Raw genomic sequence first — 24,698 nt, 5'->3', positions numbered from 1 at the left:
ATATTTTGACGGCATAACACGACATTTTTCTAGCAAATGTTTTATAATGGCACTTTGTCCAAGGCGAGGAAACATTTTCTCAACCCCCAGTTTCAAAAAACGTTCGGTTACCAGCCCCAGTGGCTTGAGAAACTGGGTGGAAAGACACCACCTTTACATGTGTCCCAGTGAGAGGTTTGTTGCTCACCAATTTGTTCATCCATCCAAGCGAAAGGGCGTTCGTGGCAGCCACTGATAATTCAGAAACTTCCGCAACCGCACGCATTGGAGGCACCTCCGACGAAGGAGCATCCGTGACCAGCACTCCTAAAAAAGTTGCTAAAAAATCCGCGCGGAAAACTGCCCGCAAAGCCACCCCTCGGGTCGCCGAACCCGTTTCAGCAACCACAGACAGCCGTGAATCCGATGCATCAGCTGCGGTAACGAAGACGGCTAAAAAAACCACCAAAAAGACCAGTGCAGCCGCTTCTGATTCCGCTACTGAATCGAAACCAGTCAAGAAAGCCGCGAAAAAAACGGCAAAGAAGACTGCGAAGAAAACTGCAAAAAAGGCCGCTGCTAAGAAAACCACGACCAAGGTCAAGAGCACTTCGTCTAAAAAAGAGGAAGCGCCAGCAGATTCCGCTTCCGATCTGATTGAAGAAGACGATCTTTCCATTGACACCACCGCCGACTCAGATTTCGACTCCGATCAGGATCTTGGCGATGAGGACTACAACGATTCCGACATCGAAGATTTCAACGATGAAGACGACGAGCTAGACACTGATGTCGACGGCGATCTAGACGGCGAAGAGGACGAACGCGAAGACGAGGAAGAAGACGAAGACGGCTCTTCCGTCTGGGACGAGGACGAATCCGCTGCACTTCGTCAGGCCCGTAAGGACGCAGAGCTTACCGCCTCGGCGGACTCGGTTCGCGCCTACCTCAAGCAAATCGGCAAGGTCGCCTTGCTCAACGCTGAACAAGAAGTATCGTTGGCAAAGCGCATTGAAGCTGGCCTTTATGCAACCTACCGCATGGAGCAAATGGAGGAGGCCTACAACAACGGTGATAAAGACGCCAAGTTGACGCCCGCAGTCAAACGCGATTTGCGCGCCATTGCTCGTGACGGCCGGAAAGCGAAGAACCACCTGCTGGAAGCCAACCTGCGTCTGGTTGTGTCGCTAGCGAAGCGTTACACAGGTCGCGGCATGGCGTTCCTGGACCTGATTCAAGAAGGAAACTTGGGTCTTATCCGCGCCGTCGAAAAATTCGACTACACCAAGGGATATAAGTTCTCCACCTATGCCACCTGGTGGATCCGGCAAGCCATCACCCGCGCCATGGCCGATCAGGCACGCACAATCCGTATTCCGGTTCACATGGTCGAAGTGATCAACAAGCTCGGCCGCATCCAGCGTGAACTTTTGCAGGATCTTGGCCGCGAACCGACCCCGCAGGAACTCGCCAAAGAAATGGACATTTCTGAGGAAAAGGTTCTAGAGATTCAGCAATATGCGCGTGAACCGATTTCCTTGGATCAGACCATCGGCGATGAAGGTGACTCCCAGTTAGGTGATTTCATCGAAGACTCCGAGGCAGTTATTGCGGTCGACGCGGTGTCGTTTACATTGCTTCAAGACCAATTGCAAGATGTTCTCCACACCCTTTCGGAACGTGAAGCTGGTGTCGTCAAGCTACGCTTCGGGCTTACCGACGGAATGCCACGGACGTTGGACGAGATCGGCCAAGTATACGGCGTTACTCGGGAACGCATCCGCCAGATCGAGTCGAAGACGATGTCTAAGCTTCGTCACCCATCCCGGTCGCAGGTCCTACGCGATTACCTAGACTAAATAGAGTTAAACCGCCTCGTGGTTCATTCGCTTGGAAACCACGAGGCGGTTTTCATGTGGGTAAAACGCGCTACGCTTCACATGATCCTGGCCGCTTAGACGACGGCCGCCCACTATTTCCGCGACATTTCATCGCCCGTCGGCTAGATTAATGCGCATCGGGGCGTCGAAAAGCACCGTCGTCGGAAGGGCCAGACGTAGGTTCTTGTCCGCGCACTGGCGTCTCCCCCATTCCAGAGCCTGGTTGCGCACTTTGGGTTTCGATCTGGGAAACCGCTGGAGTCGGTGGTGAAACTCTACGGTTATTCGCAGGGTTCGTCGAATACGCAGCTTTTCTAAAAAGCGTTTCCAACGGTCCCCGCTGACCAGTCAGTGACCAAGCCCATGCGAGCACAACCGTTATCGCCCAAATGCCAGCTGCGATAAGCGTTACTTCAAATGCGCCCTTTTCTGCGCCGAATCCCAGCCCATACGGCAAAACGAGAACCGTGAACAACACGGATTGCATGACGTAGCCTGACATCGACATCCGCCCCAGGGAGGTGATCATCCGCACTGGAAGAGATTCCCGCCACTTGTGTTTCTCAATCCACTTGCCAAACCAGTACAACCAAACCAAGTACCCAGGTCCGCTCAAAAACCCAAATGCTTGGTTAAACGATTGCCAAAAAATGCTATTGGGGATGATCCCTAATTCGGCCAGACCCCACGGGATTCCGATACCCACGACGACGAGAACCGTGAGCGCGGCGGCTATCCGCATGTATTTTTGGTACGGTTCTGGATTTACGAAAACTTCACGTCGACCAGCAATGAAACCGATAAAAACAATCGGCCCGATCACCGGAACAAAAGCAAAAAACGTGATTGGTATAGCAGTTGCTATAAGTAACCCTTGGAACAATTGATCCCGCACATAACCAGAACCGTATCCATTACGCACCAGGAAAAGCTCCGGAACGAAATAGGAAGTTAGGAAAGCGACGGCTGCGCCGACGCAATACAGTCCCAGCGCTATGTAGAAAAGAGTTTTATCGGAAACTTTGATCAACAGCGTTAACGTCAGCGCAATCAATCCGTACAGGAGCATGATGTCGCCCCAGAAAAGGAAGATGAGGTGAACGAGACCAAACGCAATGAGAATGCTATACCTGCGCACAAGGGTACTCTGCACCTGTTTTGCAGTAGCACCTTTGCGCCATTCCCGAACGAAAATCATGCCGATGCCGTACCCCAATAATGTGGCAAACATCGGCAACCCTCGCACGTGAATGAACATCGTTCCAAACATCACCGAGATCTTATCGGCAATTGAATCGTTGTATATGTTCCCCGCGGCGGTGACAACGGCGTCAGGTGGCGAAACTTTTAGCACCGCAAACGTGGTGATTGCGTTTGCAATCGCAATCCCTAATAGGACGAGTCCACGCGCCAAATCCGGCGCGATAAGTCGCTTATTTCGATCCACCAACGTATTACTGTAGGATTGCGGATTCTGACTTGAAGAATTGTGCACAGAAGACGTCATAAGGAAAGTCCACTTTCTGTCATAAACGCAGATAGTCCTTGGAAACAACACTCATCAGCCTGTGTTGCAGCCCAAGGACTACGGTTTATTTTCATACGCTGCAAATGATGACACTCGAACAGCGTATTCGAGCATCTTTACCAACCGAATTAGTTGGTAGTAGTTTTAATATCAACTCCAGTTTGCTCAGCCATGAATTCAGCAACACACTGAGAATACGCCTCCGGGTTACCTGAGTATTGGGAACACGCTTCTGCCGACTTCGTGTAGACCAAGAAAGCAGTTAACGCCAAGAATCCCGAGATGATGACTACGAGAAGCGAAATTATAAGGCTTGCGATCGACATTCCTTTACGCCCGTTTGGCGCAACGTAGTTCTTCGCTTTCACTAAAGCGATGATCGAAAGGATGATGCCGATGATACCCGGAATCCACGCGAACAAGGTTCCGAACACCGAAACAAGGAATAACAATGCGATCAGCGATACGACCAGAGCTGCAAGTGCAAGACCGTTCTTGGCAGTCACTAATGTATTGTCCGTGTCGGGGAAAGAGTACGTCGCAGCGTCGCCAACACCATAATTACCTGCATTGTAGCTTCCGGCACCATAATCTGCGCCCGTATTAGGTGCCCCGTAGTTCATGTCTTGGGGTGCTGCAGGGCCACCGGCTTGTGGCGTATTTCCAGCTGGATCATATGGATTCGGATTTGGTGGTGTGGTCAAAATAACTCCTTCAAAGTTTCTACGAAAAAACAACTCTTCCAAAGTTTAATAGAAAACAGTTACAGTTCCCCACCCTTATGAAGAACTTTGCCGATTATTGTCATCAAATCTTAATAAAATTGCGTAGGGGCTTTGCCACGATTCCCGCCATGCACAACACCGAAAACGGGATTAATGAAAGTTTTGCGACACCCAGCCCATCACTCTCGTCGACATCGCCCAAAAGAAAATCGCCGATACCTGGGACACTAAGACCGACACCCAACGCGGGGAAGACGAGAGTACGGCAAATATGATGCTGAATGTGATAGGACTATACGTCCAGATTGGTGGGTTATTTTCTCAAATAATCCAGAATCGAGGTGTCATGATTTTAAATAAACGGATAGTCATTACCATTACCACCGACGTAAATAGGCGATCCGTTCCCGTAGCTGCTCAGCTGAGCACATCGCGGTTGGCGGGCCACCGCATTTTTGCCGCACCTCGGTGTGTATAGAGCCATGTGGTCGGCCGGTACGGGAAGCAGTAATAGCGACTAATGCGTTGAGTTCTTTGCGCAGTTGCGGGATCTCTTGGCTAGCAACCCGTTCTTCTGCTTCCTGGCGGCCTTTGGATTGTTTCGCTAGTTCCGCCTTTTCCGCTGCGGATTTTGCTTCTTGTTCCCTCGCATCGAGCTGTTGTTCCTGCCGCTTTCGAAGCAACTGTCGCATTTGTTCGGCATCTAATAATCCTGGTAGCCCTAAATAGTCGGCTTCTTCGTCAGAACCCGCAAAGGTTGCCGTGCCGTATGAGGACCCGTCGTAAATGAGCGAATCCAATTCTGCTTCAGCACCGAGGGATTCATACGGACGCAGCTGGTCTGGTTCCGTTTCGGTTTTATTGGCTTGGGTTAACAGATCGTCATCCCATCCTTCTTTTTCCCGGTGCGGTTTACCCAAAACATGGTCGCGGGATACTTCCAGCTTTGCCGCAAGGTCAAGCAAAACAGGAACAGAAGGCAGAAACACGCTAGCGGTTTCGCCGGGGCGGCGGGAGCGCACGAACCGACCAATTGCCTGGGCGAAGAACAACGGTGTCGAGGAACTTGTTGCATAAACGCCGACCGCTAATCGGGGGACGTCCACACCTTCCGAGACCATGCGGACTGCAACCATCCATTCATCATCGTTGCCAGAAAACTGCTCGATGCGTTCGGATGCCCCGGTTTCGTCAGAGAGGATGACCGACACCGGTTTCGTGGAAAGCTTTTCCAAAATTCGGGCATATGCACGGGCGGTGGTTTTGTCCGTTGCGATCACCAAACCACCTGCGTCCGGAATGGTTTTCCTCAGCTGCAGTAAGCGGGTGTGAGCGGCCTGCAGGACGGCTGGAATCCAATCACCCTTCGGATCGAGTGCAGTTTTCCATGCCCGTGCAGTTTGCTCAGCGTTGAGTGGTTCTCCAAGCCGCGCCGCGAATTCTTCACCGGCGCTTGTCCGCCATCGGGCTTCACCAGAATAGGCGAGAAAGACTACTGGTCGCACGACGCCGTCGGCAAGCGCATCTGAATATCCGTAAGTGTGGTCGGCTTGGGATACCAGATGCCCTTCCCCGTCTTCTTCATAGCGAACGAACGGGATTGTGGAATCATCTGAGCGGAATGGAGTACCGGTGAGAGCGAGACGCCGAGTGGCATCTTGATACGCTTCCCGAATTCCGTCACCCCAGCTTTTCGCATCGCCACCGTGGTGAATTTCGTCCAGAATGACGAGGCTACGTTTAGCGGTGGCAACCGCATAGTGTTTATACGGGTGCATAGCAACCTGTGCGTAGGTCACGACGACGCCGTCATACTGGGGATTGACCGCATCAGAGTTTTTGAAATACGGGTCAAGACTTAACCCCACCCGGGCCGCTGACTCTGCCCACTGAACTTTCAGATGCTCTGTGGGAACTACAACGATCACCCGATCAACTGTCCGGCGCTCTTTCAGCTCCGTAGCCACGCGCAGCGCAAAAGTCGTCTTTCCTGCGCCAGGCGTTGCAACCGCAAGAAAATCCTGCGGCTTGTTCATCAGGTACTTCGTCAGGGCTTGTCGCTGCCAAACACGAAGATCCTTGCTCACTATTTCCGAAGGCTCCTGTACACTCGCTCGCAGTCTGGGCACACGGGCGATCCCGGCTTCGCTTGTTTGGTAACGGGGAAGGTTTCACCGCATAACGCTACGACCATCCGTCCCGATACCGCCGATTCCACAATTTGGTTTTTCTTGACGTAGTGGAAAAACTTCGGCGTATCATCATCTGTGCCAATGTCTTCGCGAATGTCTGGGCGTTCGATGGTTTTGGTACTCGTAGTCACCCCTCTATATTGCCCACGTTCGCTCTCAATGCCAAGCGGGTCTAGGTTAGTAAGTATGGCGAAGGAAGAAGCACAAGCTCAACGCGGGCTATTTGACGACACCTCGGGGGCGTCGTCTGCTCACTCAACCGCCAACGATGCATTCGAGATTATCGATATCGAGTCCGATGAACCAGACACGAACGAACGATTGTCGCAACGAGGTCGCACGAGGCGGATGTCTCGGGGCATTAAACAGTTGCGGCGTTCCAATGTGGCGTTGGTTACCACCGCTTCATATTCCCCGACCCAGAATCGTAAGAAACGGGAAAAGCAGTACATGTGGATTCAGGGAGTTCGGTTGCCGTTTTTGATTGTGTCCATGGCCACCTATGTGTGGATGCACAACATTTGGCTTTCTGCTTTGCTTTTCATCATTTCGGTCCCACTCCCCTGGATCGCTGTCGTCATTGCCAATGGAATCGGAGAACCGCGTGATCCGCGCGCGCCCGCTGTTTATAAACCAGCACTGGCCCGAGAAGAAGCCACTGCACTAGCAGCATCAAACACGCCATCTCTGGGAAGCGCTGGCGCTATTTCAGAGTTGCCACCAGGCAGCGCGGCACGAGATTCACAAGACGCCTCTATTTCTCTCGATTCAGACACGTAACGTAATAAACGCCACTATTTTGTAAGTGGAAATTCTATAGAGACCGCGGTTTTGACCTTATCTCCGCTTTCCGCGTTGCATGTCCTGAATGTGGGAAAACTTCGACTACAGTTTCTTAAGTTGGCTTTCTGCTGTGCCGCAAACCTAGGAGTTGATTGTGCGTTCCCCGTTGACGATGCTTGCCCCGTCGATAAGCGAAGTCTTTGACTCTTGTGGTTTTACCGCCACGGGATTGGTGGAATACCTCGGCACTGACGTGATGGCAGCGGCCCGGCGCGGTGAACCGGAGGCGGTACGGTGCGCTTTGGCAGGACGCGACGATGAACCGTTGGCCACATTGGTTTCTGCGTTTTTGCTTCATGATGAGACGCCGCTTTCGTCTTTGCGCGCTGTTTTCGGTTCAGAATTATGCGACGCCTTGTTAGAACACGGTGTTGTAGGGCGCCGGTCTTGGTTCTGGGCGGACGATGCCGAGCATGGCGCTTCATTGGGTGAGTCTCAAAACGTATCTGTTACGGCTTTGATCGATATCCAACCGCACATCATCGCTGGGAAGAGTTTTCTTGTGTTTTCGGATGTCGATGCGTCGATGCTTCCGGATTATGTTCCGGGCCCTGATCACGTTTTGGGAGTTGGGGCTGCCAGTGTGTCGTTGTTGAATATAACGCCGACTTCGTGCGCAGGGTCGGTTTTAGATATCGGTACCGGCTCGGGTGTGCAGGCGCTAGGTCAGCTTGATAAGGCAACTTCGATTACGGCGACGGATATTCATCCTCGTGCGCTGGATTTAGCTGAAGCGACTTTCGCTGCTGCGGGTGCGTTGGATCGTGTTGAACTTTTGTCGGGTGCGTGGTGCGAGCCAGTTTCGGGGCGTTTGTTCGATCGGATTGTTGCTAATCCGCCGTTTGTGGTTGGCCCACCGGTGATTTCGCATGTGTATCGGGATTCTGGTTTGGATTTGGATGGAGCCACCCAACGGGTTATTTCTGATGCGATCGCCCACTTGCAACCGGGTGGTACCGCTCATATTTTGGGGGCATGGGTGCACACGGTTGATGAGTCGTGGCGTCAACGGGTCGCGCAGTGGTTTCCGGAATTTGGGGTGGCTGCGTGGATTGTAGAGCGGGATCGGGTCGATCCTGCCCGATATGTGGGCACGTGGTTGCGGGATGAATCGATTGATCCCCGTTCCGTTGCGGGCCGGGACAAGACTCGCGCGTGGCTCCAGCATTTCAGCGATGCGGGTGTAACTGAAGTGGGTTTTGGCTATATTGCGGTGAAGCTTTTCGACGACGCCACCGTGGTGGACGGCTCCGTGGTGAGTGCCGGTGCAAGTGAGATTCTGGCTGAGGAGTTACCGCATTTGTATAACGGGAATTTGGGTGACGAGTCGTTGGCGTACTTTGATCGAATCGATTGGTTGCGAAACCGCGATGTGGCCGAGATTCTCGACAGTCAATTTATGGTGTCGAATGACGTGGCGAAGGAGGAGGTTTTCACCCACGACGCTGCGCTTGGCATGGGTTTTGCCCAGCACGTCATCCGGTTGACGCGGATGACTGGACCGTGTTGGTCTCATGAAATTGACGCCCATATTGCCGCCATCGTCGCGGGGTTGCATCCAGATGGGCTTTCGCTTGGCGAGGTTGCCCAGTTGTTTGCGGTTTCAAAGGGCTTGGATCCGGATTCGGTTGTTTTGGACATTGTTGCTGTTGTTATTGATTTGGTCCGGCATGGTTTTCTCATACCTACGGATGCAGCTTCTGCTCTTTGACGAGGTTGAAGGGGTTACTACATATGCGTGCTGTTTTGACTCGGGTGTCCGAGGCTCAGGTGAGCGTGGATGGCGAAGTAGTTGGTGCTATTTCCTGCCCGGAGACCGGAGGGATCCTTGCTTTGGTGGGCGTTGGCGCACACGATGCCCCCGATGCGTGGAAAACAATGGTTCGGAAGATTGCGGAGTTGCGGATTCTACGTGATGAAAAGTCTGTTTCGGACGTTCATGCGCCAGTTTTGCTGGTCAGCCAGTTCACGTTGTTGGGACGCACTGCAAAGGGCAGGCGTCCTTCCTGGTCGGATGCCGCAAAGGGGGATGTGGCGCAACCAGTGGTGGCGAAGATTGCTTCAGGGTTGCGTGATGCCGGAATTGAGGTAGCGGAGGGAGTTTTTGGTGCCAATATGCAAGTGTCTAGCGTCAATGATGGACCAGTTACCGTTATCGTTGAGTGTTAAATCACCCCCGTTTGCGGGAGGGAGAGAAAAATCAAATAACCTGCACAGAATTCTATATTTCGAACATTGTTCATCACATCGGAACTTTTTGAACACCTGTTCCGTTGGTTAGATAGAAACGTCGCTATCAAAGGAGGCACATTATGCCTAGCTCTACTACCAAAAAGAACGAAGCCTTGGATACTGCTCCAGTAGAAGGCGGTGCAGACGACGTAGTCGAGGTTGATGTAGATGTTGCTTTTGAAGAGGGGGAAGAAATAGATAAAGGTTCGCGGCGCGGTCATAATAATGACAACCCGTCTGCGGATCTTGTCCGGGTGTACTTGAACGGCATTGGCAAAACCGCATTGTTGTCGGCCGAGGATGAAGTCCGGCTCGCGCAATCGATTGAGGTTGGATTATATGCTGAGTATCTCTTGCATGATTCTGACCAGCAATTAACCCGCGCCATGAAGCGTGATCTTAAGATCCTGGTCAAGGAGGGCCGGAAAGCCCGGTCTCATTTACTTGAGGCTAATTTACGGTTAGTGGTTTCGCTAGCTAAGCGCTATACCGGCCGAGGCATGCCCTTGTTGGATTTGATCCAGGAGGGAAATTTGGGTCTGATTCGGGCGATGGAAAAATTCGATTATTCCAAGGGCTTTAAATTCTCCACGTATGCAACGTGGTGGATCAGGCAAGCTATTACTCGTGGGATGGCGGATCAGTCTCGTACAATTCGCCTACCAGTACATCTGGTCGAACAGGTAAACAAGCTTTCCCGGATAAAGCGAGAAATGTACCAACAATTGGGCCGTGAAGCCACAAACGAAGAGTTAGCGGAGGAATCCGGTATTGATGAGTCAAAAATCGAGGTTCTACTGCGGCAATCACGGGATCCAGTGAGCTTGGATATGCCGGTGGGCGCGGACGAGGAAGCTCCTCTTGGAGATTTCATCGAGGATTCCGAAGCAGCGGATGCTGAGTCTGCGGTTGTTGCGTCGTTGCGCCACTCAGATATCCGCGAAGTAATCGGCACGCTCGAGGAACGTGAACAAGATGTTATTCGTATGCGGTATGGGCTTGACGACGGCGTCCCGCGTACCCTCGATCAGATAGGTCGGCAATTCGGATTGTCCCGGGAACGGGTGCGCCAGATCGAGCGTGAGGTTATGCGCAAGCTGCGGGATGGCTCCCGGGCGGAGAAACTCCGGGAGTACGCTATTTAAAACGCTAGGTGCGCCGGGACTAGTTTTGTTGCTGTCTCGCGCCTTATATAGCCGAGAGGAAACAAGAAATTAGACACACAGTTAAGTATTTATGACTTTTTAAATGTGGTGTCCCCTACTTTTTGTTGCCTTTAGGTTAAGGTGTATTAGAAGACTTCCAATTGTTTTCCCAGCATAACTAGTTTTAGCGCTTCGAACGTTTCTGTTTGTTGCGCACGACGATACAAAAATAGAAAGGGCACTCATCGTGAAAGATTTGGTCGATACGACGGAAATGTATCTCCGGACCATTTACGAATTAGAGGAAGAAGGCATCACTCCTCTTCGGGCTCGGATCGCTGAGCGCCTTGATCAATCCGGCCCTACCGTTAGCCAAACTGTTGCGCGTATGGAGCGCGATGGCTTAGTCGTTGTCGCCAATGATCGCAGCCTGCAGATGACGCCGGAAGGCCGCAGCCTTGCGACGGCTGTCATGCGTAAACATCGCCTCGCTGAGCGGCTGCTCACCGATATCATTGGTCTTGATATCCACAAGGTCCACGACGAAGCGTGTCGTTGGGAACACGTCATGAGTGATGAAGTGGAACGTCGCCTCGTGGAAGTGTTAGATGTTTTCGACCGTTCGCCGTTTGGCAATCCAATTCCTGGTTTGGAATCTTTAGGTGTATCAGTAGCCCATCCGGTCGAGCCAGGAACCCGAACAATCGATACGCAACAAAGCGACATTCCCCGTAAGGTTCGGATTGTGCAGATTAACGAGATTCTTCAGGTTGATCCGCAACAGTTCCGGGCACTTATCGACGCTGGCATCTCGGTCGGCTCCGAAGTCGACTTTGAACACCATGATGGTGAGATTCGATTGATCAACGGTGACAAGGTTGTTGAACTTGTCGACGATCTTGCCCACGCAATCCGAGTGGAAGAGATCTAATCCTCTTCAGTTTGGTCACAAGTGGCACTGCGGTGCCACTTTTTTGGATTTACCGAATGATTGAACAGTAAAAATGAATCATTGTGGTCTAATCTTATTTCTTAAAGTATTTAATTCTACTTTTTCTTTCTAGCCGTTTTCTATTCAAAGGTGCGAAGTTATGAAGCTTTTGGTCACGGGTGGCGCTGGTTATGTAGGCAGCGTCTGCGCAACCGTTCTATTGGAACAAGGACACGAGGTCGTCATCGTCGACAACCTCAGTACTGGTAATGAATCGGCAATCCCCGCAGGCGCAGTTTTCATCAAAGCAGACATCAGGGACAAAGCGGATGAGGTGTTAAGCAGCGGTGATTTCGACGGTGTTATCCACTTCGCCGCGCGTTCCCTCGTCGGCGAGTCGATGGTTAAACCAGAAGAATATTGGCACCACAACTTCGTTACCACCTTGGCATTGCTTGATGCCATGCGCACCCACAATGTCAACAACCTAGTCTTTTCTTCAACGGCCGCCACCTATGGTGAGCCTGAAGTTGTCCCGATTGTCGAGACCGCACCTACCAAGCCCACCAATCCATATGGCGCTTCCAAGCTAGCTATTGATTACGCAATCACATCTTATGCGCAGGCACATGGTCTCGCTGCCACCAGCTTGCGTTACTTCAACGTCGCTGGCGCATACGGAAACGTTGGTGAAAACCGCGAAATCGAAACCCATTTGATTCCATTGGTTCTGCAGGTTGCTTTGGGGCATCGAGATAACATCATGATTTTCGGTGACGATTGGCCGACCCACGACGGCACCTGTGTTCGTGACTATATCCACATCAAGGATCTAGCGGATGCTCATTTGCTAGCGCTTGAATCTAATACTGCTGGTGTTCACCGCATTTTCAACCTAGGGTCGGGCGATGGCTACTCCGTCAAACAAGTTATCGACAAGTGTCGGGAAATCACCGGCCATCCAATTCCTGCAGAGGTGGCTCCTCGTCGTGCAGGAGACCCTGCCGTACTCATCGCATCGTCGCGAAAGGCACAGGACGAATTGGGGTGGCGTCCGTCAAAAACCGATCTGCACACCATCGTGTCAGATGCGTGGGCGTTTACCGAGAAACTCGGGGACAACGCCCACAGCGCCCGTCGTTAAGCGGCATGTTGCGCGTCACCGTTGGGATCAGCCTTGTTTACTCCCAGCTGGGCCAACGTGTGCGTGCAACCGGCTTCAACAGTGTCTAACAATTTATCAATAATTCCCGTTTGAAACCCGTTGAGCAGCAATTGGGTCAGGGAATGTTCCGGATCATCCATGCTTGAGGCTATCAATGCATGAAACCCTTTCGGATTGTGGTGCTGACTCAACGCACACATCGCATAAATGCATAATGCATTGTTGCGGCTCACCCCGCTGAACGTCCTGGCGACAGCGAGGCACAATCGCTTGGATCCGTGCGGTGATACCAAAAAGGTCATCAGCATTGCGTCGCGCAGCATCACCCGATTACAAAGAGCGGCACAGAATTCCACGCACTCATAGGGTGGCTCCGCCGAATCAGGTTGGGCTTCAACCGCAATCAAAACCTCCGATAGTTGGTCGATATAGGTTTCTACCTGCGATGGACACGCATACACGTCTTCAAGTAACCCCGTTGCGATGCGAGCAATTCGTTGTTCGGTTTCGAAATCTGCATGTGGATCTCGATTGTCGGTCTTGCGAGCAAAGTACCGAAATGACTCATCCCGAGTTAATTCTGGAACGTCACCTGCTGCCACCATTGATTTCATAGCCACCGTGGCTGCAATGTCTGGAATGGTGCCGCGTAGCCAGCCACCAATTCCAGTGTTTACCCGACGCGACAATGCACTGACACGATCAAACAGCAATCGATATGAGTTTCCAGTTGCAATTTCTGTGCCGTACCAACACGCATCAATGTTGACCACCTGGGTCTCACTGGCGTGTACCAACATATCGATGATCTCTTCAAGCAGTTGATGCTGGTCGCTGGCATGTTCCGAAATCACAAACGCAAAGACAATATCCATGTTGGTACGTTCGAGTGCCTCTCCGATTTCCGGTAGCACCTGGAGATCCTCGATGTTTACCCGAAGTACCGGGCCCAATTTGAGTGTCGTTTCGCCTTCAAAGGTAAAACCCGTAAAAACTACCGACTCCTGTGGAAAAAATCCCAAAATAGCCGGGAGGTTTGCCAGCATCTTCGCCGGCACGCTTGTTTCATGTTTAAAGTTGGTCATAAAGCTATAAGAACCGAAAAGGTCTGTCGTTGTCACGCAATCGGCAAGGGCGACCACCTTCACAATGTGGAATTAATTTCTATGCTGATGAAAGTTATCCACAGCCCACTTTTTTAACGAAAAACCATTGACACGATCATCCACCACGTTCGATACTTAAGGGTCGACATTCCACAAAGAACAGGAAAAACAGTTTTACACAATCTTTTCTCTGAGGTTTCATATTCCCCCGCCCAGCCATTGCGGCTTTTATGAACCACTTCGGCTAAAGTAGCTGTGTGAATGGACTTAGAGAAAGGAGGCCCCATGCAGGAACGAAATCCACGCATGTATGAATTAGAATTCCCCGCACCCGCTATTACTGATCAGGGTGCAGATGGGCCCACGCTCATTGTCGCCCTTCAAGGCTACGCCGACGCTGGACACGCAGTCGATGCCAGCTCCGCCCATCTGTTAGCAGCATTAGATCATCGGCTCGTTGCGTCTTTCAATAATGATGAATTGATTGATTATCGCTCTCGACGGCCAAGCGTAACTATCGACAGAAACTCCGTGGTCGATATGGAAAACCTTGAATTAGGCATTCAAGTCCTCAAAGACACCAATGGAAAGGCGTTTCTTCTTCTTTCCGGGCCAGAGCCAGATATGCGCTGGGAAGCATTTACCGAAGCTGTCGCAGATCTTGTTGAGCGGTTCAACGTCAGCCAAACCATTTGCTTGTACTCCGCTCCGATGACGGTTCCACACACACGGCCGATGGTCATCAGCGCCCACGGAAACACCCTTGAGTTGCTGGAACCGCACTATAAATTGGGTTCTCGATTCAGCATTCCCGGTTCAGCCGCGCTGCAACTAGAACGCCTTTTGAACAAGAAGGGACGTAACGTGGCGGGATACACCGCACACGTCCCCCACTATCTCGCCGCATCTCCTTACCCACAAGCAACCCTCAAACTCCTTGAAGCAGTAGGTGACGCAGCTGATCTGGAACTACCGCTTGGGGCATTGGAAGAAGATGCTGAACGGGTAGCAGCCCAAATTGACGAGCAGGTGGCTACATCACACGAAATCGAACAGGTCGTGTCGTTGCTTGAACAGCAATACGACGAAAATCTCGACCGGTACCGTGAAGAACATCCACATGCGACTGTCCTTGGAGAACTACCTGCCTCGCCTGTTCCAACAGGCGACGAACTTGGCGAGGAATTCGAGCGTTTCCTCGCGGAGCTCGATACCCAAGCTCACGACGATTCCGAAGACAACGAGGAACCATAAACAGGTATCCCCTATGGCAATGAGTGATACGTGAGGGAGTTTTTTCGCTAGGGTTTAAAGGTGTGAATCTTACCCAAATGCTGCCAGATTTAGAAGAAGTACCCGAATCACTCATTGATGAATCGATATTCGATTCCTTCCTCGCCTGGACTCGCCAGAAAGGAATTTCGCTCTACCCCGCCCAAGAAGAAGCAGCATTAAGCATCCTGGCAGAAGACAACGTCATCCTCGCAACACCCACTGGATCCGGAAAATCCATGGTAGCCATCGCCGCGCATTTCATAGCACTCGCGCGCGGACAGCGAAGCTTTTATACCGCGCCGATCAAGGCACTAGTGAACGAAAAGTTCTTCGCTCTATGCGATATTTTCGGGCCCGAATCGGTAGGGATGATGACCGGGGATGCCACAGTCAATGGTGGAGCACCGATTATGTGCGCCACCGCCGAGATTGTGGCCAACATAGCGTTACGCGAGGGCGCCCAGTCCACCATCGATCAAGTGATTATGGACGAGTTCCATTATTATTCCGATCCGTCCCGCGGCTGGGCATGGCAAGTTCCCCTGTTAGAGCTCCCCCACGCCCAATTCCTACTCATGTCTGCGACCTTAGGCGACACATCCACCATTCGCGCAGATCTCAGCACACGCACCGGGCGCACTACATCGCTCATTGGTACCGATGCACAACGACCCGTTCCGTTAGAATTCGAATTCGTCTACACGCCGATACATGAGACCGTCGAAAAGCTGCTAGCAACCGACAAAGCACCCATCTACGTCGTGCATTTCACGCAAAAGGAAGCCGTCGAACGGGCGCAATCCCTCACCAGCCTAGGTAGCATCATTTCTGATGAAGAAAAGCTGCGCATAGCTGCGGAAATCGGTGATTTTAAGTTTACGACGACATTCGGCCACACCCTATCCAAACTCCTACGACGCGGCATTGGCGTCCACCACGCAGGTATGTTGCCCAAGTATCGCCGATTGGTAGAAAAACTTTCACAGACTGGGTTGCTGAAGGTGATCTGCGGGACGGACACGTTGGGAGTCGGAATCAACGTTCCCATTCGTACTGTGCTGTTTTCCGGACTCGCAAAATTCGACGGCAGCCGAAGCCGCATACTAGCTTCCCGGGAATTCCACCAAATCGCCGGGCGGGCAGGACGAGCTGGCTTCGACACGGTGGGACATGTCGTCATTGAGGCAACCGAGCACGAAATCGAAAACTGGCGGCTACGGCAACGCGCCGGGTCGGATCCCGCAAAGCTCAAAAAGCTCCGCAAGAAAACCGCTCGGGATGGCGAGGTTGTGTGGACGGAAAAGACCTATCAGCGGCTTATCGACGCACAGGCTGAAGATCTCACCAGCCAGTTTCGGGTTTCCAATTCCCTGTTACTCAATGTTGCCGCTCGCCCTGGCGACGGATATGAGCATCTAAAGAAGCTCCTCAGGGGAAGCCACAATAGTCGTTCGGCCCAGAACAACGACATCCTTAAAGCCGTAGAGCTGTTCCGTGGGCTCGTGAATGCCGGGATCATTGTGAAACTTAAGTCCCCCGATACCGCGGGCAGGTTGTATCACATTACCGAAGAGTTACAGCGAGATTTCGCACTGAATCAACCGCTGGCGCCATTCGCGATTGCAGCATTGGAACTGCTGGATCCTAACTCTGCGTCCTTTACATTGGACGTCATCAGTGTTTTCGAAGCAATCCTTGAAGATCCACGTGCGTTGCTCATTGCCCAGCAAAAGCAGGCCCGCTCCGAGGAATTGGCCGCGTTAAAGCTTGAAGGGGTCGATTACACCGAACGCATGGCGATCCTTGAAGAAATAACCTGGCCGAAACCTTTAGAAGACGAACTCGAGCGTGCCTTCGACATGTATTGCCAGGACCACCCGTGGGCTAAGGAATTTGAGCTTCGGCCGAAATCGGTGGTCCGTGACATGATCGAACACGGAATGACCTTCTCGGATGTGATAGCTACCTACGGGATGGCTCGTGGCGAAGGCGTGGTATTGCGGTATCTCACTGACGCCTGGCGTACCTTACAGCACACGATTCCGCAGGAATACCTCACGGAAGAATTAGAGGATGTTATCAGTTGGCTGGGTGAAATGGTTCGGCAGGTGGATTCTTCGCTTGTCGACGAATGGGCGCGGATGGCGGACCCGGATGCCCCTATCTCGGCCGATACTGTCGCTAGAGAGCTGGCCTTCGGTATCGAAGACCCGACTGCTTTAACTGCCAATCAGCGTGCGTTCACGGTCATGGTGCGCAATAGGATGTTCCGGATTGTTCAACTTTTTGCCCTGGAAAAGGAAGAACAATTGGCGCAGATGGTGGATTATTTAGACAATCCGCCAGATTTCACCGATGCCTTGGACGCGTATTTTGAAGAATACAGCGATATGGATCTAGGCCCAGATGCCCGCGGCCCAGAATACTTCATAGTGAAAAAGAGCGGACGGAGATGGGAGGTCAGACAAATCATGAAAGACCCCCAGGAAGATAATGGGTTCAGCGTTGTTGGGATCGTTGATCTTGACGCCTCTGATGCGGCTGGTGAAGTGCGGTTTGAGGCGTTGTCAGTGGAATACTGAGGCTGACGGGGGTTATAAAACCCAGTGTTTTTACCCCCACAAACCCTATTTTTCTCGAAAATGTCTTATTTTGACTTAAGATTTTTAAGGTTTTCTTTGTTTTGGGGATATACTTCACATACACAGACTTCAGAGCATGTGTTGAGAGAAGCTCCGATAAGAACCCCCTACAAATGGGGGTGAATTAATTGCCATCCCCAATACAGCTCTATAACTATTCCACGACCCCCTAATCTTCGCATATAGGCTTTTGACATGAGCATAAAAGAGTATCGCCCCACATTGGCACAGCTTCGCACTTTCGTAACCATCGCCGAAAACAAGCATTTTGGAACGGCGGCGACCAAGCTCAATATTTCACAGCCTTCGCTTTCTCAAGCGCTCGTTGCACTGGAGACAGGCCTTAATATCCAGCTAATCGAACGTTCCACCCGGCGCGTCATCGTAACCCCCGCAGGCGAAAAGCTTCTCCCGTTGGCCAAAGCGACGCTTGATGCCGCCGATAACTTTTTAGCTCATGCCCATGGCGCCACCGGAACGCTTTCCGGCCCACTGGCCATCGGAATCATTCCGACCATCGCACCATATTTGTTGCCCACGATCATCGACTTGGTGCGCGAGAAATACCCAGAACTGGAACTTCAGATCATTGAAGACCAAACAAAGCATTTGCTGCAGATGCTGCGTGATGGCGCAATCGACTGCGCATTGGTCGCGGTACCTACCAGCACCGCTGGTCTGAATGAGATTTCACTCTATGAAGAGAAATTCCGAATGGTTGTGCCAAGCGGACACAAGTATGCAGGACGGGATGACTTGGTATTGGATGACATTAAAGATATCTCACTGTTGTTGCTTGACGACGGCCACTGCTTGCGTGATCAAGTTGTCGATTTATGCCGTCAGGCCGAATACAACCCGATGACGGCAAGCCATACCGAAACCCGGGCTTCAAGCCTTACCACCGTGATGCAGCTAATCGCGAGTAACTTAGGCTGCACTTTCATCCCTGAATCAGCGGTGCCTATTGAGTGCTCCCGCCCCGGTGTCGCCACCGCGAAGTTTGCACCATCGGTGTCTGCTGCCCGGCGCGTCGGCATCGTTTACCGTGGTTCTTCTACGCGCTCGGATGATTTCAATCTTCTTGGCGAGCTCATCAGTGATGCATTCCGGAAAGTTGTGTCCTAAGGTACGTATAGCCAAGTCTAGCTGAGCGCCAAGCAATTGCGTTCCTGAGAAAAACTAATGCCTCGCTAGTTCTGAACTAGCGAGGCATTGTGGTTTCCAGGCGTATCGCGGAAGCTATTCTAAATTTCCGGATAAGGGGCGTTCGTTGCCTGACGGTAGACATGAGCCGAAGCGTTCACGCTTGCTGGACCCAGGATAATTATGCCGATAAACAGGGTGAAGATTGTACCAACGGCACAGATCAATATCATGAGGATCATGTAGCCAAGGATCGGCCAAAAGCTTGTGAATACCGCTTTAGCGCTTTGGGTTATAGCTTCGGTTGCAGTGGCTCGGGATTCAACCGCGAGATAAATCGCGAACATGAGAATAATGGTGAGCAACCATACGATTAACCCGAGAAGGAATGAACCAATTATTTTACCGGTATGTAACTGCACTTCGCCGTATGCATCGATGCTGGTTGCACTCATTGAAAGGTACTGTTGAATCACAAGCGGTATCCCACTAATCAGGAGCGTTAAAAGGGAAGCATAGATCGCTTGTTGGTAGTTCATTCGTGCTTTGATGGCGTCCCAGGTGACTTGGTTACCGTCAATTTGCAGCAATGCCGCGGTGAGAATTAGAGGTGACACGAGAATTAAAGGGACATAGCTCAAAAGGTTGAGCAAGATTTTCACAACCGAAGGTTCCGAGTACGCGTTCAGATTCTCTGGATCAAGTCCTCCGCTATCCAGTCCGTAGAAAAGTTGGCCTAAACCAAATACGAAGGCAAAAAAGAATGCTACGACACAGAACAGTAACGCACCGACGATCCATAAAACTGGGTTCTTGAAAACCGCTTTGAAACCGTAGCTGATTGCCGACATAACGGCAACGCCCTTTTCTCGGGTAACCATGTTGACGTTGTACAGTGGATTGAATCCGACCACACCGGTACCCGCAATGTGCGGTTGACCGTATGCATTTTGTTGGTTGTATCCACCAGCTTGGTGTCCTGGCTGCGCGTATGCGCCTTGGCCATAACCACCTTGTGTTTGCGGTTGCTGGTATGTGCCTTGGCCATAAGTGCCTTGCCCGTAAGCGCCTTGCGACGACGTACCCTGTGGGTAGCCTCCTTGCGGATATCCGCCTTGTGGCTGGTTTTGGCCATAACCGGGTTGCGTGGAATACGGCTGCTGGTAGTTTCCTTGACCGTAATCACCCTGACCGTATCCACCTTGGCCATAAGTGCCTTGTGGATAACCGCTTTGTGGGTAGCCGCCCTGGGTATTGTTTCCTTGTGGATAACCCGACTGACCATAGCTGTCTTGACCATATCCGCCTTGCGGATAGCCACCTGGTGCTGCGTTCTGCTCATATCCGCCTTGCGGATAGTCAGCACCGTCCGATCCATTCGGATTCGGTGAGTTATGTGGTGTGCCATTAGCCGGGGTAGCTGGTTGTTCTGGTTTATTCCCCACCGGGTAGCTGCCGCCATGGTCCCCGTTTGGCTGATTCTGCGATGACTCAGCTGGGTTATTGTTTTGCGGTTGATCTTGTGGATCAGGCCAACCATTGTTGTTTTGGTTGTTAGTCAAAACAAAAATCCTTTCGTGATTTTTTGTATGAAGACGAACCCCGAAACGGAAATCGACACCGAACGTTCGATACGAAACCTTGTCGGCAATAAGTCTGTGTAACCAATTGTCGCATTGTATTCGTGGGATTAAAGTAAGCAATAGCCACGACGACAATGCCGCACATCTGAATATTCTAGAGAAACTTCGCGAAAAATTTGTCGATCTATATGATCGGGATTCTTAGGAAATTGATTCTTGGTTGTTGCGTCGGTGCCACACATCAAGCACTTAAATCCTAAATAAGGGTACTTAACTGCTAAAATCGCTCAACAGCTATGACCACGAAACACAATAACCAGCGATCAAAAACGACGTCATCTCATCGTCGTTCTGCAACACGCAATCACCCCCATCAGCAACCGGATACGGCTGAGGCTGTTAAATTGCGCGGAACTTTAGGTGAAAAGTTAGCCCAAGTAGCGATCGCGGATGAACATGTGTTTCGTCGTCGATTAGCCAAGGCCCGTACCCCAGAGGCGTTCGACGCTATTGCTGCGGATATGGAACGCGCAGCAGATGTCGTCGAAAAGCGAAATGCCCTCATTCCTGACATTTCTTACCCGGATTCCCTGCCGGTGTCAGCTCGGCGTGACGATATTGCCGAGGCAATCGCTTCGCATCAGGTTGTTATCATTGCTGGTGAAACGGGATCCGGTAAAACCACCCAAATTCCGAAGATTTGTCTTGAGATTGGTCGAGGGCGACGCGGATTAATCGGACATACCCAACCGCGGCGGTTAGCAGCCCGCACTGTCGCAGAACGGATTGCTAGCGAACTGGGCCAGGACATAGGCGAGTCGGTCGGGTACGCAATTCGGTTTGACGACAAGGTTAAACCGCATACTGCGGTGAAGCTGATGACGGACGGCATTTTGCTAGCGGAAATGCAACGCGATCGATATCTCAATGCCTACGACACGATCATCATTGACGAGGCACATGAGCGTAGCCTCAATATCGACTTCCTGCTCGGATATCTTAAGCAATTATTGGCTAAGCGACCTGATCTCAAAGTGATTATCACCTCCGCAACCATCGATCCGGAGCGGTTCGCTCGCCATTTCGCCGATGCTTCCGGCAACCCCGCCCCCATCATTGAGGTCTCAGGACGCACATATCCGGTAGAAATTCTGTATCGACCGTTACTACAACAACATGGCGACAAACTAATCGATATTGATCCGATCGATGGACTTATTTCCGCAATCGACGAGCTCATGGGGTACGGCGAAGGCGATATCTTGTGCTTCTTCCCCGGCGAATCAGACATTCGCGATGCCAGGGAAGCATTAGAAGGCAAAAAATGGCGAGACGTCGAAGTAGTTCCGTTATACGGTCGATTGTCTAACCAGGAACAACATAAGGTCTTCCAACCGCACCAGGGTCGACGCATCGTTTTGGCCACGAATATCGCAGAGACGTCGCTTACGGTTCCGGGTATTCACTTCGTGGTGGATCTCGGTACCGCCCGGATTTCTCGGTATTCGACACGAACGAAGGTTCAGCGCCTGCCGATCGAACCCATCTCCCAGGCAAGCGCCAACCAGCGTTCGGGCCGATGCGGACGCGTCGCAGATGGTATCGCCATCCGTCTGTATTCTGAGGAAGATTTCGACGCTCGGCCGGAATTCACCGACCCAGAGATTCTTCGAACCAACCTAGCGAGCGTCATTTTGCAGATGGCTGCGTTAAAACTGGGCAATATTGAGGATTTTCCGTTCGTCCAGGCACCAGATACGCGGGCAATTCGCGACGGGCTCTTACTCTTAAACGAACTGGGCGCGCTTCATCCGCAGAAATCCAAGTCACAAGTGCCGAAACTCACCGCTATTGGTAAAAGCATTGCTCGCATTCCCGTCGATCCCCGGATGGCACGAATGTTGGTAGAAGCACATAAGAAAGATTGCCTGCCTGAGGTAATTATCATCGTGGCTGCGTTGACTATTCAGGACGTGCGGGAGCGCCCCTTAGAGCATCAGGCACAGGCTGACCAAATGCACGCACGGTTTAAAGATAAAAATTCGGACTTTGTGTCGCTGCTTTTACTGTGGCAATACATCACCCAACTACGAGCAACCAATAGCGGTAATGCTTTTCGACGTCAGATGCAGGCGGAATTCCTGCATTACATGCGAATACGCGAATGGTTTGATTTGGTTCGTCAGCTGCACAATGTGATTGACCAACTCGGTTGGGAACGCTTAGGGGCGGCTGCCGCCGATAACGTTATCTCCTCTCCCCTTGCTGATATTGCCGGAGTATCCGATGCTGTGCACCAATCCTTATTGGCAGGGTTGCTCTCCCATATCGGTATCCGCAATGAACAAACACGAGACTATGCTGGCTGCCGTAATACCAGTTTTAAAATTTTTCCCGGATCAGCATTGGCCAAGGCCAAGCCCGAGTACATCATGGCGGCAGAACTTGTAGAAACCTCCCAGTTGTGGGCGCGTGGGGTCGCCCAAATTCAGCCAGGGTGGGTAGAGCATCTCGCAGCCGGATTGCTCAAGCATCAGTATTCGGCACCTTATTGGTCTAGCAAACGGGCAACCGCAATGGTGGAACAATCGTCGACGCTTTATGGGGTTCCCATCATTACCGGGCGCACAATCCCGCTCCATCGGATAGACGCTCCCGCAGCACGGGAGATGTTTTTAAAACACGCCTTGGTTGAGGGAGAATGGAACACTCGACACCGGTTCTACGATCACAACAATGACTTGCTTCAAACCGCACGAGGCTTGGAAGATCGCGCTCGTCGGCGTGACATCGTTGTCGACGAAGAAACACTATTTGCGTTTTATGACACGAAAATCCCTGCTGATGTTACCTCCGGCCCCAGCTTTGATAAGTGGTGGAAGGCAACGTACCGAACGCAACCAGAACTGCTTAACTTCGACCCGGCTGCACTTGTTAGCGCTGAAGCAGAAAAGGTTACGGAAGTTGAGTTCCCTGACATCTGGGCGTATGGATCGCTCACATTCGAGCTGAGCTATCAATTCATGCCAGGGTCCGCTGCAGACGGAGTTACGGTCCATATTCCAATTCCACTGTTAGCGGGAACGAAGCCGGAGGGATTCGAGTGGTTAGTTCCCGGAATGCGCGAGGAACTTGTAACGGAACTGATTAAGACCTTGCCCAAGCCATTGCGCCGCTCGGTTGTCCCAGCACCTGACTTTGCCCGGTTGGCGCTTCCATTACTATCCCCTGACAAACCAGGTGGTTTGGCACAACAACTTGCAGATGCCTTGCGTTCAATCGGCGGCTCAGGAATTTCGGCGTCAGATTTCAAATTCCATACATTACCACCTCACCTACGGATAACTTTCGCAGCTGTGGACAAGCGTGGAAAAGTAATCGATTCTGATAAGAATCTTGCAGAGCTGAAAAACCGGCGGGCAAGACAGATTAAGTCCTCCGTTTCTCAAGTCAGTAAAGGAATCGAACAAGCGGCAACAGCAGAGTGGACAGAGCAAACGCTCGGCACAATCGCTGAAGAAATCGTCACCTCAGTCGATGGACAAAAAGTGACCGCATATCCGTCTTTGGTTGCTACCAGTGACGGCGTTGCCGTGAAAGTACTGGGGACAAAATCCGAAGCTGATGCGTCAATGCTCACAGCAACGCTGACTCTCCTGCTGCGAAGGATCACTCTCAACACCCGGAAAATGCTGAATGGTTTGTCCCTACAGCAACGAGTCGCAATTGAAAATTACCCACATGGTGGCGCAGCCGGTTTAGTCAACGACGCGCGGGTCGCCGCAATCCGAGACGAGTTACTGAAATTGGGTGGTCCAGTACGAACACCAGCAGCGTTTGAGGCGCTAGCGGAACAAATAGCGCCACAAATTCCAACGGTAGTGCGGCAAACTATAGTTACATTGGCACCAGCTTTGGTTCAATATCTTTCCATTCAACATGAACTGGATAAATGGGAAGGCCCAGCGATCGATGACATTTCCCGGCAGCTTGCATTCCTCTTACCAGCCAATGCCCTAGCTATCCACGGAATGGCGCGGTTAAAACACTTAGCCAGGTATGTACAAGCAATAGCAACCCGGCTTGACGATATGTCGGTGAACCCCGATCGCGATGCCGACCGCCAAGAAATCATTAACGGCCTGGAGGAACAATTGCACACCCGGCTAGCCGGGTTACCACCCGGCAGCGCTAAAACAACCGAGGTAAAAAACATCTATTGGCTATTGCAAGAACTTCGCGTAAGTTTGTTTGACCAACGGTTAGGAACCGCCGAAAAGGTGTCTGAGTCGAAAATCGCAAAAAAGATCGCGAACTTACGATAGC

At 51.7% G+C, this 24,698-nt stretch carries 17 protein-coding genes; 11 read left to right on the top strand and 6 right to left on the bottom strand.

Annotated features, from left to right (window positions below; translation table 11 throughout):
- Nucleotides 1-221: 221 nt before the first annotated feature.
- Nucleotides 222-1,838 carry an RNA polymerase sigma factor gene (locus Q4D85_RS10395; RefSeq protein WP_303200232.1) on the top strand — a complete coding sequence of 539 codons (1,617 nt, stop codon included), beginning with the start codon at nt 222-224 and terminating at the stop codon, nt 1,836-1,838.
- Between the two features lie 148 nt (nt 1,839-1,986).
- Here Q4D85_RS10395 and Q4D85_RS10390 read toward each other — a convergent pair whose 3' ends face one another.
- From Q4D85_RS10390 to Q4D85_RS10375, 4 genes are all read right to left on the bottom strand, one after another.
- Complete coding sequence (locus Q4D85_RS10390) at nt 1,987-3,366, bottom strand: DUF418 domain-containing protein (protein ID WP_303200231.1); 1,380 nt, start codon at nt 3,364-3,366, stop codon at nt 1,987-1,989.
- Nucleotides 3,367-3,515: 149 nt separating this feature from the next.
- Entirely contained in the window at nt 3,516-4,091 is a 576-nt protein-coding gene (locus Q4D85_RS10385) for a hypothetical protein (RefSeq protein WP_303200229.1), read from the bottom strand.
- Between the two features lie 398 nt (nt 4,092-4,489).
- The gene (locus Q4D85_RS10380) at nt 4,490-6,199 is read right to left on the bottom strand and encodes a DEAD/DEAH box helicase (protein WP_303200228.1); all 1,710 of its coding nucleotides are present in this window, start codon (nt 6,197-6,199) and stop codon (nt 4,490-4,492) included.
- Entirely contained in the window at nt 6,199-6,435 is a 237-nt protein-coding gene (locus Q4D85_RS10375; protein WP_047262203.1) for a DUF3039 domain-containing protein, read from the bottom strand. Before Q4D85_RS10375 ends, Q4D85_RS10380 begins: the two co-directional genes overlap by 1 nt.
- Nucleotides 6,436-6,490: 55 nt before the next feature.
- On the opposite strand from Q4D85_RS10375, the gene Q4D85_RS10370 reads away from it, so the two are divergent.
- The 6 genes from Q4D85_RS10370 to galE all read left to right on the top strand — a co-directional run bounded on the left by Q4D85_RS10370 (nt 6,491) and on the right by galE (nt 12,599).
- Nucleotides 6,491-7,084 (top strand): DUF3099 domain-containing protein, encoded by a 594-nt coding sequence (locus Q4D85_RS10370; RefSeq protein ID WP_303200227.1) that lies wholly within the window; start codon nt 6,491-6,493, stop codon nt 7,082-7,084.
- A gap of 157 nt (nt 7,085-7,241) precedes the next feature.
- On the top strand, nt 7,242-8,858 hold the full coding sequence (locus tag Q4D85_RS10365) for a class I SAM-dependent methyltransferase (RefSeq protein ID WP_303200226.1): 1,617 nt from the start codon (nt 7,242-7,244) through the stop codon (nt 8,856-8,858).
- Between the two features lie 23 nt (nt 8,859-8,881).
- Entirely contained in the window at nt 8,882-9,316 is a 435-nt protein-coding gene (dtd, locus tag Q4D85_RS10360) for a D-aminoacyl-tRNA deacylase (protein WP_303200225.1), read from the top strand.
- 143 nt (nt 9,317-9,459) lie between these two features.
- On the top strand, nt 9,460-10,524 hold the full coding sequence (locus Q4D85_RS10355) for a sigma-70 family RNA polymerase sigma factor (protein WP_303200223.1): 1,065 nt from the start codon (nt 9,460-9,462) through the stop codon (nt 10,522-10,524).
- A 247-nt stretch (nt 10,525-10,771) separates the two neighbouring features.
- The gene (locus Q4D85_RS10350) at nt 10,772-11,455 is read left to right on the top strand and encodes an iron dependent repressor, metal binding and dimerization domain protein (RefSeq protein WP_303200220.1); all 684 of its coding nucleotides are present in this window, start codon (nt 10,772-10,774) and stop codon (nt 11,453-11,455) included.
- A gap of 160 nt (nt 11,456-11,615) precedes the next feature.
- The gene (gene galE / locus Q4D85_RS10345) at nt 11,616-12,599 is read left to right on the top strand and encodes a UDP-glucose 4-epimerase GalE (RefSeq protein WP_303200218.1); all 984 of its coding nucleotides are present in this window, start codon (nt 11,616-11,618) and stop codon (nt 12,597-12,599) included.
- Here the strand turns inward: galE and Q4D85_RS10340 are convergent.
- Entirely contained in the window at nt 12,596-13,705 is a 1,110-nt protein-coding gene (locus Q4D85_RS10340) for a DUF4192 domain-containing protein (RefSeq protein WP_303200216.1), read from the bottom strand. The two genes, galE and Q4D85_RS10340, sit on opposite strands and share 4 nt — an antisense overlap.
- 306 nt (nt 13,706-14,011) lie before the next feature.
- Between Q4D85_RS10340 and Q4D85_RS10335 the strand changes: the two genes are divergently transcribed.
- From Q4D85_RS10335 to Q4D85_RS10325, 3 genes are all read left to right on the top strand, one after another.
- Entirely contained in the window at nt 14,012-14,980 is a 969-nt protein-coding gene (locus Q4D85_RS10335) for a PAC2 family protein (protein ID WP_303200214.1), read from the top strand.
- Nucleotides 14,981-15,042: 62 nt separating this feature from the next.
- Complete coding sequence (locus Q4D85_RS10330; RefSeq protein ID WP_303200213.1) at nt 15,043-17,583, top strand: RNA helicase; 2,541 nt, start codon at nt 15,043-15,045, stop codon at nt 17,581-17,583.
- A 255-nt stretch (nt 17,584-17,838) separates the two neighbouring features.
- Nucleotides 17,839-18,771, top strand: a complete 933-nt coding sequence (locus Q4D85_RS10325) for a hydrogen peroxide-inducible genes activator (protein ID WP_303200211.1) — start codon at nt 17,839-17,841, stop codon at nt 18,769-18,771.
- Nucleotides 18,772-18,890: 119 nt separating this feature from the next.
- Here Q4D85_RS10325 and Q4D85_RS10320 read toward each other — a convergent pair whose 3' ends face one another.
- The gene (locus Q4D85_RS10320; protein ID WP_303200210.1) at nt 18,891-20,507 is read right to left on the bottom strand and encodes a hypothetical protein; all 1,617 of its coding nucleotides are present in this window, start codon (nt 20,505-20,507) and stop codon (nt 18,891-18,893) included.
- 161 nt (nt 20,508-20,668) lie between these two features.
- Between Q4D85_RS10320 and hrpA the strand changes: the two genes are divergently transcribed.
- Nucleotides 20,669-24,697 (top strand): ATP-dependent RNA helicase HrpA, encoded by a 4,029-nt coding sequence (gene hrpA / locus Q4D85_RS10315; RefSeq protein WP_303200209.1) that lies wholly within the window; start codon nt 20,669-20,671, stop codon nt 24,695-24,697.
- Nucleotide 24,698 lies beyond the last annotated feature (1 nt).

The organism is Corynebacterium sp. (genome assembly GCF_030532965.1).
Taxonomy (GTDB): domain Bacteria; phylum Actinomycetota; class Actinomycetes; order Mycobacteriales; family Mycobacteriaceae; genus Corynebacterium.
The sequence above is the reverse complement of the archived record's forward strand: the minus strand, read 5'-3'. Positions and strand labels throughout refer to the sequence as shown.

What these genes read in the sequence shown, in the direction of transcription:
- Q4D85_RS10390 (WP_303200231.1), bottom strand. Translation starts at nt 3,366, where the DNA reads ATGACGTCTTCTGTGCACAATTCTTCAAGTCAGAATCCGCAATCCTAC.
- Q4D85_RS10370 (WP_303200227.1), top strand. Translation starts at nt 6,491, where the DNA reads ATGGCGAAGGAAGAAGCACAAGCTCAACGCGGGCTATTTGACGACACC.
- dtd (WP_303200225.1), top strand. Translation starts at nt 8,882, where the DNA reads ATGCGTGCTGTTTTGACTCGGGTGTCCGAGGCTCAGGTGAGCGTGGAT.
- Q4D85_RS10355 (WP_303200223.1), top strand. Translation starts at nt 9,460, where the DNA reads ATGCCTAGCTCTACTACCAAAAAGAACGAAGCCTTGGATACTGCTCCA.
- galE (WP_303200218.1), top strand. Translation starts at nt 11,616, where the DNA reads ATGAAGCTTTTGGTCACGGGTGGCGCTGGTTATGTAGGCAGCGTCTGC.
- Q4D85_RS10340 (WP_303200216.1), bottom strand. Translation starts at nt 13,705, where the DNA reads ATGACCAACTTTAAACATGAAACAAGCGTGCCGGCGAAGATGCTGGCA.
- Q4D85_RS10335 (WP_303200214.1), top strand. Translation starts at nt 14,012, where the DNA reads ATGCAGGAACGAAATCCACGCATGTATGAATTAGAATTCCCCGCACCC.
- Q4D85_RS10325 (WP_303200211.1), top strand. Translation starts at nt 17,839, where the DNA reads ATGAGCATAAAAGAGTATCGCCCCACATTGGCACAGCTTCGCACTTTC.
- hrpA (WP_303200209.1), top strand. Translation starts at nt 20,669, where the DNA reads ATGACCACGAAACACAATAACCAGCGATCAAAAACGACGTCATCTCAT.